This is a genomic window from Arsenicicoccus dermatophilus (assembly GCF_022568795.1).
In the GTDB taxonomy this organism is placed as follows: Bacteria; Actinomycetota; Actinomycetes; order Actinomycetales; family Dermatophilaceae; genus Arsenicicoccus; species Arsenicicoccus dermatophilus.
Genome location: NZ_JAKZHU010000009.1, coordinates 1 through 12,651, shown reverse-complemented (window position 1 = coordinate 12,651; position 12,651 = coordinate 1). Strand labels below are relative to the sequence as shown.

General features: G+C 70.0%; 3 protein-coding genes. All 3 read left to right on the top strand.

What is annotated here, in order from left to right:
- Positions 1–390, top strand: a 390-nt coding sequence (locus MM438_RS16050; protein ID WP_420914050.1) for a DUF7507 domain-containing protein, incomplete at its 5' end; no start/stop codon positions are given.
- A complete protein-coding gene (locus tag MM438_RS16045) occupies positions 324–2,816 on the top strand; it encodes a beta strand repeat-containing protein (protein WP_241454644.1) in 2,493 nt (830 codons plus the stop codon). The genes MM438_RS16050 and MM438_RS16045, both read left to right, overlap by 67 nt.
- Positions 2,756–12,651: DUF7507 domain-containing protein (locus tag MM438_RS16040; protein WP_420914051.1), on the top strand; the 9,896-nt coding region annotated here is incomplete at its 3' end. The genes MM438_RS16045 and MM438_RS16040, both read left to right, overlap by 61 nt.

Sequence of the window (12,651 nt, the reverse complement as noted above, 5' to 3'; positions counted from 1 at the left end):
ACGTACTCGATCACCCAGGCGGACATCAACGCCGACACCCTGGTCAACACCGCCACCGCGATCGGCACCCCGCCGAGCGGCGCCCAGGTGTCCGGCTCGGACACCGAGCGCACCACCTTCTCAACCTACCCGTCGACCTACCCGATCCAGCCGCCGAGCATCGCGCTCGACAAGCAGGCCGGGGTCATCGCCGACGCGAACGCCAACGGCAAGACAGACGCCGGTGACACCATCACCTTCACCTACGTGATCACCAACACCGGCACGCTCACGCCGTACAGCCCCACGGTGACCGACACCAAGCTCCAGCTGACCGCTCAGGCGTGCAACCCGGCCACCCCGCTGACCCGGGCGTCGCCCGCGAGTGCTTCCAGAAGACCTCCGTCCTGACCCAGGCCGACATCGACGCGGACTACGACAACTCCGCCACGGCCTCGGCCACCGGACCGGCCCCGAGCAGCGCCCCGGTGACCTCCACCCCCGACACGACCTCCACCCCGATCACCCAGCAGCGTGGGCTGGTCCTGGACAAGACGGCCAGCGCGGTCGTGGACACCAACGGCGACGGTCGCAACAGCGCCGGTGACACGGTCACCTACCGCTTCTACGTGACCAACACCGGGACGGTGACCCTGTCCGACCTGACGATCACCGACGCCAAGCTCGGCCTCGCCACCGTGCGGTGCGGCACCGGGACCCTGGCCCCGGGCGAGTCGCAGTACTGCTTCGCCTCCACGGCCGGGCGGGCCTACACGGTCTCCCAGAGCGACCTGGACGCCGCGCAGATCGTCAACACCGCGACCGTCTCCGGGCAGCCGCCGATCGGTGCGGCGCTGACCGCCTCCGACAGCGTGACCATCCCGGTCACGACCCGACCGGCATACAGCTTCACCAAGACCGCCGGCTCGGTGGTCGACAGCAACGGCACCGGCAAGCAGGACGCCGGTGACCGGGTGAGCTACACCTTCACCGTCACCAACACCGGAACCGTTACGCTCAGCTCGGTCGCCATCACCGACAACAAGATCGGTATGGCGGGAGTGGTGTGCGGCAGCGGCACCGTGGCGCCCGGCGCCTCGATCACCTGCACCTCCCCGGCCTACACGATCACCCAGGCCGACATCGACCTGGGCATGGTCAACAACACCGCGACCGCGAGCGCCCTGGCGCCCGACAAGACGGTCGTGCCTGGCACCGCCTCCGCGTCCGTGCCGCTGTCGCCGACCCAGTCGATGAGCCTGGTCAAGCAGGTGGGCAACTACGTCGACGCGAACAACGACGGCAAGCAGGACGCCGGCGACACGGTGCAGTACACCTTCACGGTGACCAACACCGGCTCGGTCACGCTCAACAGCATCAAGCTCAACGACACCAAGCTCGGCCTGACCAACGTCGATTGCGGGACCGGCCCGCTGGCCGGCGGCGAGACCCGCACCTGCACCACCGCCCCGGTGACATACACCATCACCGCGGCCGACGCGAACGCCGGTCGGGTCGACAACGCCGCGACCGTGTCGGGTCTGACCAACTCCGGTCAGCAGGTCAAGGCGAACGGCACCGCCACGACCCCGGTCGCGCCCACTCCGAGCGTGACGCTGGACAAGATCGCCGGGTCCATCGTGGACGCCAACGGCACCAACAAGGTCGACGTGGGTGACACCATCACCTACCAGTTCGTGGTCCAGAACACCGGCACGGTGTCGCTGAGCGACCTCGTCCTGACCGACACCCTGCTCAAGCTGAACGTGGCCTGCGGTTCCACCCCGCTGGCGGCGGGCACCCAGCGCAGCTGCACCCCGGCGACGTACACCCTGACGCAGGCCGACATCGACGCCGGCCTGGTGCACAACGCCGCGACCATCGCGGGCACCTCGCCGCAGGGCACGGTCGTGCAAGGCGGCGACACCGCCGACGTGACCGTGACCCAGAGCTCGGGCATCACGCTGGCGAAGACCGCCGGCGCCCTGACCGACACCAACGGTGACGGGCAGGTCGGTGCCGGCGACACGATCACCTACACCTTCAAGGTGACCAACTCCGGGACCGTGAGCCTGGACCCGGTGACCGTGACCGACACTAAGCTGGGTCTGTCCGCCGTGGCCTGCGGGACCGGCGCGCTGGCGCCGGGCGCGAGCCGCGACTGCCAGATCTCGGCGCCCTACACCCTCGCGGTGGCGGACGCCGACGCCGGCCTGGTGACGAACACCGCCGTGGCCTCGGGGACGAAGCCCGACGGCACCACGGTGACCGGCCCCGGCAGCACCACCACCACGGTGGCGTCGACCCCGTCGTACGTCTTCGACAAGCAGGCCGGGCCGATCGTCGACAACGGCGACGGCAAGACCGGACCCGGCGACACGATCACCTACACCTTTGTGATCGTCAACACCGGCAACGTCACGCTCACCCCGGCGGTCACCGACTCGATGCTGGGCCTGACCAACAGCTCCTGCGGCGCCACGTCGGTCGCACCGGGCGCGACGATCACCTGCCTGACCCGCGTCTACACGCTGACGCAGGCGGACGTGGACCGTGGCTCGGTCGACAACTCGGCCACTTCCTCGGCCACCACCCCCAAGGGCCAGGTCCTCTCCGGCGCGGACGGCACGGCCACCCCCGTGACCCGGTCGACCACCCTGAGCGTGGTCAAGCAGTCCGGGGGCGTCGTGGACGCCTCGGGTGACGGCCGCAACAGCGTCGGCGACACGATCGGCTACACCTTCGTGGTCACGAACACCGGGACCACGACCCTGAGCTGGTCGCCATCACCGACCCCAGGCTGGGCCTGTCCAACGAGCCCTGCACCGGCACCCTGACCCCGGGCGGCCAGGCCACCTGCACCATCGCGGTGGCGAAGACGACCTACACCCTCACCCAGGCCGACCTCGACGCCGGGACCGTCACCAACGCGGTCACCGCCACGGGGACGCCCACCACGGGCAGCGCCGTCACCGCGACGGGTGCGGTCACCGACGCCCTCGCGAAGACGCCGGGCCTGACCATCGACAAGACCGCAGGCCAGCTGATGGACCTGGACGGCAACGGACCTGACGCGGGCGACACCCTTACGTACTACTTCACGGTGATCAACACCGGCACCGTGTCGATCAGCAACGTGACCTACACCGACCCGCTGGTCAAGGCCCAGAACCTGGCCTGCGGCGTGACGCCCCTGGCCGCCGGTGCCAGCCGGGTCTGCTCGGCCCAGACGTACACCCTGACCCAGACCGACGTGGACAGCGGTGCCGTGACCAACAAGGCCACGGCCTCGGGTACCGACCCCAAGGGCGCCCCGGTCACCTCCGCCCCCGACAGCACCACCACCGCGACGTCCGGCGCCACCAAGGTGACCCTGGACAAGACCGACATCGGGCTCACCGACGTCGACGGCAACGGGCTGGACGCGGGCGACACCGTGACCTATCGCTTCTGGGTGATCAACTCCGGGACCACGACGCTGCACCACGTCGACCTCCTCGACTCCCGGCTCGACCCGACCACGAGCACCAGCGGCTCGACCTACTGCCAGTGGCTGGACCAGCAGCACCCGAACGGCCTGGCACCGGGCCAGGGGGACTGGTGCTACGGCGCGGCGCAGACCTACACGCTGACGCAGGCCGACATCGACGCGGGGTCGATCACCAACACCGCCCACGTCACGGCCGTCGGCCCGGAAGCGCAGGTCGTACGCTCCCTCGACGACAGCACCAGCCGCGCCCTGACACCCACCTCGCAGGTGACCGTGGACAAGACCCACGGCGCCCTGGTCGACTCGGCGCAGCCGGCCGGGCCGAGCGCGGGTGACACCGTGACCTACTCCTTCTCGGTCACGAACACCGGGGCCACCACCCTGACCGGCGTCACCGTCTCGGACCCCAAGGTCGGCATGTCCAACGTGCTGTGCGCGGCCACCCTGGCGCCCGGCGCGACGGCGTCCTGCCCGTCGAAGGCCTACACGCTGACCCAGGCCGACCTCGACGCCGGTCGCGTGGACAACACCGCGACCGTCGCGGGGCTGGACCCGAAGAAGACCACCGTGACTGGTCAGGACACCGACCAGGTGCTGCTGACGCAGACCCCCACCCTGGCGCTGGACAAGCAGTCCTCCGCCGTGGCCGACAACGGTGACGGCGTCACCCCGAACGCCGGTGACACCATCACGTACACCTTCCTGGTCACCAACACCGGCAACGTCACGCTCAACCTGCTCAACCTGACCGACGCCAAGCTCGGTCTCACGGGACGGGTCTGCGACCAGCCGATCCTCGACCCGGGCCGGACCACCACCTGCTACGTGGCCAACTACGTCCTCACCCAGGCCGACATGAACGCCGGCACCGTGCACAACGAAGCCTCGGTCCAGGGCACCCCGCCCGTCGGGGCACCGGTGACGGCCAAGGACGTCAACGACGTCTCGCTGGCCCCCAAGGTGAACTACGTCTTCGACAAGACCGCCTCCTCGGTGGTCGACAAGGACGGCAACGGCGTCGACGTCGGTGACGAGGTCGTGTACGGCTTCTCGGTCAAGAACACCGGGACGGTCACCCTGTCCTTCGTCACCCTGGACGACCCGAAGGCCAACGTCGTCAAGGCCACCTGCAGCACGGGCACCGTCGAGCCGGGCCAGACCCTGGTCTGCTCTTCCACGACATACGTCCTCACCCAGTCGGACATCGACGCGGGCTCGGCGGTCAACAACGCGACCGCCTCCGTCACCGACCCGGCGGGCAAGACCTACACCAGCACCGACGGCACGTCCACGACCACGTCGGGGTCGGTGCTCATCTCGCTGACCAAGACGCTGCTGTCGCGGACCGACATCAACGGCAACGGCCGCACCGACGCGGGTGACGTCGTCAACTACGGCTTCCAGGTGACGAACACCGGTGCCGAGACGATCAACCAGCTGTCCATCAGCGACCCGCGCCTCGGCTCGACCCCGCTCACCGGCTGCACCCCGCTGCCGCTGGCGCCCGGGGCGACGGCCACCTGCTCGCAGGGTCGGTACACGCTGACGCAGGCCGACCTGGACGGCAGGACGCTCGTGAACACGGCCACCGCCACCGGGGTGTCCGCCACGGGCAAGACGGCCACGGCCTCGAGCACGGTCTCCCGCGACCTGACGCTCGTCCCGAGCCTGTCCCTGGACAAGGTCGCGGGCCCGCTCGTCGACGCCAACGGCGACAAGCGCCAGGACGCCGGCGACACCATCAGCTACAGCTTCGTGGTGACCAACACCGGCAACGTCACCCTCGACCCGGTGACGATCTCCGACCCGACGCTCAACCTGCTCCTGGTGCCCTGCGGCACGGGCGGGCTGGCCCCGGGGGCGACGCGCACCTGCCCGGCCGTGACCTACACGGTCACGCAGGCCGACGCCGACGCCGGCTCGGTGCAGAACACCGCCTCGGCCCAGGGCCGCTCCCCGCAGGGGACGACCGTGGGGGCGACCGACCAGACCACGACCTCCCTGACCCCGACCGAGTCGCTGGCCGTGGACAAGGTCTCCGGCGGCATCGTCGACGCGAACGGCAACGGGCGCCAGGACACCGGTGACACGATCCGCTACACCTTCACCGTCACCAACACCGGGAGCACGACCCTGTCCGACGTCCGTATGACGGACGCCAAGCTGGGGCTCACCAACCTCGCCTGCGGCACCGGGTCGCTCGCGCCGGGCGCCACCCGCTCGTGCCCCGCCTACAACTACGTGCTGACCGCGGCGGACGCCGACGCGGGCAAGGTCGTCAACGCCGTCCAGGTGTCCGCGCTGACGCCCGGGCTGCAGACGCTCACTGCCACCGACGAGGTCACCGACACGATCACCTCGGCCCCGGCCATCGCGATCGACAAGAGCGCCGACCCCGTCGTCGACGCCAACGGCACCGGCCGGGTCGACGCCGGCGACACCATCACCTTCCACTTCGTCGTCTACAACACCGGCAACGTCACCCTGTCGACCATCACCGTCAAGGACCTGACGTACGGCATCACCGCGCCCTGCGCGGGCGGCGGACCCATCCCGCCGGGCGGCTCGCTGACCTGCAACACGTTCACCTACACGATCCAGCAGGCCGACATCGACAAGGGCACCGGGGACAACCACGTCCAGGTCTCGGGCACCCCGCCCACGGGTGCGGCGGTGACCAACACCGACGTCACCTCGACGGCGCTGCTGCCCAGCTCGACGCTCGCGCTGAAGAAGACCGCGGGCTCGCTGGTCGACGCCGCGGCGCCGGCCGGGCCGAGCCAGGGTGACACGATCACCTACACCTTCTCGATCACCAACACCGGCACCCAGACCCTGACCAACCCGAGGGTCAGCGACGCCAAGCTGGGCATCAGCGGGGCGGTCTGCGGGCCGCCGGCCGCCGACCAGACGAGGTACCCGAACCAGGCCGAGCCGATGAAGCCCGGCGAGACGCGCGAGTGCCAGATCACGCAGACCTACTCGGTCACGCTGGCGGACATGAACTCCGGCGCGGTCAGGAACACCGCCTCGGCGTCCGCGACGTCGCCCACCGGCGCCACCGTGACGACCACCTCCTCCACCACCACCGGTCTGACCCCGAAGCCCGCCATCACCCTGGACAAGACGGCCTCGGCCGTCGACCCGGGCACCGACGGCGTGGTCAACGTGGGTGACACCGTCACCTACACCTTCGCGGTCACCAACTCCGGCAACGTGACGCTCGACCCGGTCACGATCAACGACGGTCGGGCCAACCTCACCAACGCCACCTGCTCGCAGGCGTCCGTGGACCCGGGCGTGACGGTGACCTGCGCCGTCGTGGGCTACAAGCTCACCCAGGCCGACATCGACGCGGGGTCCGTGGTCAACAACGCCACCGCCTCCGGCGTCGCGCCCGACGGCAGCGTCGTCACCGGCCCGGACAGCACCGCGACGACGGTGAACGCCACGTCGGGCATCGCCCTGACCAAGACGGCCTCACCGATCAACAACGCCAACGGCAACACCATGCAGGACGCCGGCGACACCATCGTCTACACCTTCACGGTCAGGAACACCGGCTCCACGACCCTGAACCCCGTGACCGTCACCGACGACAAGCTCGGCCTGGTCAAGGAGGCCTGCGGGTCCGGACCGCTGGCCCCCGGCGAGGTGCGCACCTGCCCGCTCACCGTGGCGAAGACGACCTATGTCGTCCAGCAGGGTGACGTGGACGCCCAGCAGGTGGTCAACCACGCGACGGCCTACGGCAAGCCGCCGTCGGGTGCCGAGGTGACCGCCCCGGCCTCGACCACCACGCCGATCTCGCACACCCCGGCGCTGACCTTCGACAAGGTCGCCGGCACGCTCGTGGACCTGGACGGCAACGGACCCGACGCGGGTGACACGATCACCTACACCTTCACGGTGACCAACGTCGGCAACGTGACCGCCAACAACGTCCAGCTCACCGACACGCTGCTGGCGCCCACCCCGCTCCCGTGCGGCTCGACGGGCCTGGCCCCCGGCCAGACCCGCAGCTGCTCGGCGGTGACGTACACGCTGACCCAGGCCGACGCCGACCGCGGCACGGTGGACAACTCCGCCTCCGTGACGGGCACCGACCTCGTGGGCAAGCCGATCGTCTCACCCACGGACACGACGTCCACCGCGCTGGTAACGGCCTCCACGGTCAGGCTGACGAAGTCGGCCGGCTCGGTCGTCGACGCCAACAACGACGGCCGCGTCGACGCGGGCGACACGGTGACCTACCGCTTCCAGGTCACCAATACCGGTACCACCACGCTCGGCACGGTGACCGTGACCGACGCCGCCCTCGGCCTGTCCGGGGCGACCTGCACGAACATCACCTCCCTGGCCCCGGGCGCGAGCGCCTACTGCTTCCCGAGCGGCGTGACCCACGCCCTCACCCAGGCCGAGATCGACCTGGGCAAGCTCACCAACAACGCCTCCGTGGCGGCGCTGGACCCGGCCAAGACCGTCGTCCAGGGCACCAGCTCGGTGACCACGACCTACCCGCCGATCAACACGCTGTCGCTGGACAAGGCAGTCGGCCTGTGGACCGACACCAACAAGAACGGCGTCAAGGACGCCGGTGACACGATCGAGTTCACCTTCTCGGTCACCAACACCGGGACCACGACGCTCAAGACGGTGACGTACAGCGACGCCAAGCTCGGTATCGCGTCCCTCGCCTGCGGCACGGCGCCGCTGGCGCCGGGGGTCACCGTGACCTGCCCGCCCAAGACCTACGCGGTCACCCAGGCGGACGTGAACACCGGCTCGCTGGTCAACGACGCGTCGGCGACGGCGACCGCCCCCGACGGCACCACGCCGTCGGCCAAGGACGGCACGTCCACCCCGCTCGACACCTCCACCGGCATCACGCTGGTCAAGACCGGCAGCACGCCGGTGGACACCAACAACGACGGCAAGCAGGACGCCGGCGACCGGATCACCTACTCCTTCGTGGTGACGAACTCCGGATCGGTGACCCTGAGCACGGTGACCCTCACGGACACCAAGCTGGGTCTGTCGAACGTCCGGTGCGGCAGCACCGCCCTCGAGCCGGGCCAGCAGGTGAGCTGCACCGCGGTGTCATACACCACCACGCAGGCGGACTTCAACGCCGGCACCGTGGTCAACACCGCCACCGTGACGGGCACGCCCGCGCTGGGTGCCGCGGTCACGGCCAGCTCGACGGCGCGGACCCCGCTGGCCGTGACCTCCGGTGCGACCTTCGACAAGGTGGCTGGCTCGGTGGCCGACATCGACGCCAACGGCACCGACGTGGGCGACACGATCACCTACACCTTCTCGGTCACCAACACCGGCACGACCGACCTCAACCCGGTCACCTACAGCGACCCGCTCCTCGGCCTGGACAGGGCGGCCTGCGGGACCACTGCGCTGGCACCGGGGGAGACCCGGGACTGCCCGGCACGCGTGTACGTCCTCACCCAGGCCGACCTGGACCGCGGCTCGGTGGCCAACGACGCCGTCGCGACCTTCACCCGCCCGGACGGCACGACCCTGACCGTGCCCGACTCGACGTCGACGTCGCTGACCCGCACCGGCACCCTGACGATGTCCAAGATCGCCGGGCCGGTGCAGGACGCCAACCGTGACGGCCGCCAGGACGTGGGTGACGTCATCACCTACACCTTCTCGGTGACCAACACCGGTAACACCACCCTGACGAACGTGACCTACGCCGACGCCAAGGCCGGCGTGGCCGCGGGGGCGGCGTGCGTGGCCTCGCTCGCCCCCGGCGCCACGGCGACCTGCCCGCCGGTGAACTACACGCTGACCCAGGCCGACGTCGACGCCGCCGGCGTGACCAACGCGGCGAGCGCCTCCGCGATCTCGCCCACCGGTCCGGTCACGGCGACCGCGACCACGACCACCCCGGTGTCGCGGGTCGGCGAGATCACGCTGGACAAGACCGCCAGCGTGCTGAAGGACACCGGCACGGTGAAGGACGAGTCCGACCCGGGCGACTCCATCACCTACACCTTCACGGTCACCAACACGGGCACGACGACGCAGCGCAACCTCGTCGTCACCGACACCCGGCTGTCGCCGAACCCGGTGGCCTGCGGCACGGGTGACTTCCTGCCCGGCCAGACCCGGACCTGCCAGGTCACGGTGAGCAACACCTACGCGATCACCCAGGCCGACATCGACGCCGGCGTCGTCAACAACACGGCGACCGCCTCGTCGACGGGCCCCTCGGGCGCGACGCGCAGCTCCACCGACTCCACCTCGACCCCGATCCACCAGACCTTCGGGCTGACCCTGGACAAGGTCGGGACGTACGTCGACGTCAACAACAACGGCATCGTGGACGTCAACGACCGCATCGACTACTCGTTGCTGGCGTCCAACACCGGTAACACGACGCTCACCGACGTCCGCAAGAACGACCCGGCCATCGGCATCAACAACGCCTTGTGCTACGACCCGACCACGGCGGCGGGCCAGGCAGGCACCGAGATCGCCGGGCAGCTGGCGCCGGGCGAGAGCCGCCACTGCTGGCCGTCGGGCTACCCGACGACGCCGATGCGCAGCCACGTGCTGACGCAGGCCGACATCGACGCGGGTCACTACGACAACACCGCCACCCTGGCCGGCAAGAAGCCGGACGGCACGGCGATCAACGCGACCGACACCGTGATGCTGCCCTTCACCCGGACGGCGGCCTACTCCTTCGCCAAGACCGCGGGCTCGCTGGTCGACAACGACGGCAACGGGCCGGACGCCGGTGACACCGTTACCTACACCTTCTCGGTGACCAACACCGGCAACGTGACCCTGGCCCCGGTGACCTATACCGACGCCAAGCTCGGCATCAGCGGCGCCCCGTGCGTGGCCTCGCTGGCTCCCGGCCAGACCCTGGCCTGCCCGGCGAAGCTCTACACGCTCACCCAGGCCGACATCGACGCCGGGTCGGTGGACAACGTCGCGTCCGCGGTGGCGATCCCGCCGGCCGGGGTACCGGTGACCGACCAGAAGTCCCTGGTCAGCACCCCCACCGTCGGCAAGGACAGGCTGTCGCTGGTCAAGAAGGCGGGCGCCCTCAACGACCTCGACACCAACGGTCCGGACGCCGGTGACCAGATCACCTACACCTTCACCGTGACCAACACCGGGACCACGACCATCAGTTCGGTCGTCCTCGACGACGCCAAGCTGGGCCTGACCAACGTGGCCTGCGGCACCGGCCCGCTCGCGCCCGGCGCCGGTGTCACCTGCCCTCAGCAGACCTACACGCTGACCCAGGCCGACGTGAACAACGGTCTGGTGCACAACGCCGCCTCGGTGACGGGCAAGGACCCGGCCGGGACCGCGGTCACGGCCCCCTCGGCCGTCGACGTGCCGATCACGACCGCGCCCAGGATCGCCCTGGACAAGACCGACACCGTCATCGCGGACACCGTCCGGGACGACGTCGTGGGCCCGGGTGACACCATCACCTACTCGTTCAAGGTCACCAACACGGGCAACGTGGACCTGACCTCGATCCGGATCACCGACGCCAAGCTGGGCCTCGACGCCGCCTCGTGCTCGCCGGCGGTCACCGCCCTGGCGCCTGGTGCCTCCACCACCTGCCTGGTCCAGGTCTACGCGCTGACGCAGACCGACGTGGACCGTGGCTCGGTGGACAACACCGCGACCGTCAACGCGGTCTCGGCGGTGTCGAGCACCCCGGTGACCGCGAGCGACGCCAACTCGCGGATCGTGCCGCAGACGACCGGGCTGACCCTGGACAAGCGGGGCGTCATGGTCGACGTCAACGGCAACGGGATCGTCGACGCGGGCGACCGCATCGACTACACCCTCATCGCCAGGAACACCGGCAACATCACGCTGACCGACGTTCGCAAGGACGACCCGGCCATCGGGATCTACAACGCCACGTGCGGCACCGGCACGCTCGACCCGGGCCAGGAGGTCACCTGCTACCCGGCGGGCTACCCGACGACCCCGCTGCGCAACCACGTGCTGACGCAGGCCGACGTCGACGCGGGCCACTACGACAACACCGCGACGCTGACCGGCACCAAGCCGGACGGCACCAAGGTCGCGGCGACCGACACGGTCGTCATGCCCTGGACGCGGACCGCGTCGTACACCTTCGACAAGCAGGCCGGCTCGCTGGTCGACATCGACGGCAACGGGCCGGACGCGGGTGACACGATCACCTACACCTTCACGGTGACCAACACCGGCACCACCACCCTGACCCCGGTGACCTACAGCGACACCAAGCTGGGCATCAGCAACGCCCAGTGCGTCGCGTCGCTGGTCCCGGGGGTGACGGCCTCCTGCCCGGCCAAGACGTACGTCCTGACCCAGGCCGACGTGGACTCCGGCTCGGTGGCCAACAACGCCTCCGTCGTCGCGACCCCGCCGACCGGCGTCACCGTCGTCAACCAGGCGGACGGCACGAGCACGACGACCTACGGCTCCTCGCTGATCTCGCTGACCAAGACCGCCGGCGCGATCACCGACCTGGACGGCAACGGACCGGACGCCGGGGACCAGATCACCTACACCTTCAAGGTGACCAACACCGGCACCACCACGCTCAGCTCGGTGGTCGTCAACGACGCCAAGCTCGGTATGGCGAACGTCGCGTGCGGCACCGGCACCCTGGCGCCCGGCGCCTCGGTCACCTGCACCACGCGCACCTACACCACGACGCAGGCCGACGTCGACGCCGGTGCCGTGCACAACGACGCCGGCACGACGGCCAAGGACCCGAAGGGCACGACCGTCACGGCCCCGGCCACGGCGGACGTCCCGGTGACGGCCAACCCGAAGATGACCCTGGACAAGACCGACTCGGCGATCGTCGACACCAACGGCGACGGCAAGGTCGACGCCGGCGACACGATCACCTACCAGTTCACGGTCAAGAACACCGGCAACGTGACGCTCAACCCGGTCACCGTCACCGACGGCAAGGTCGGGCTGGCCAGCCAGGCCTGCGGCACCGGTCCGCTGCTGCCCGGGGCCTCCCGCACCTGCCTGACGACGCCGTACGTGCTCACGCAGGCCGACGTCGACGGCGGCTCGGTGGACAACTCCGCCATCGCCCACGGCACCACGCCGACCAGCGGTGACGTCCCGGCCACGGACACCAGCTCGCGGCTCGTCGCCTCGACGCCCTCGCT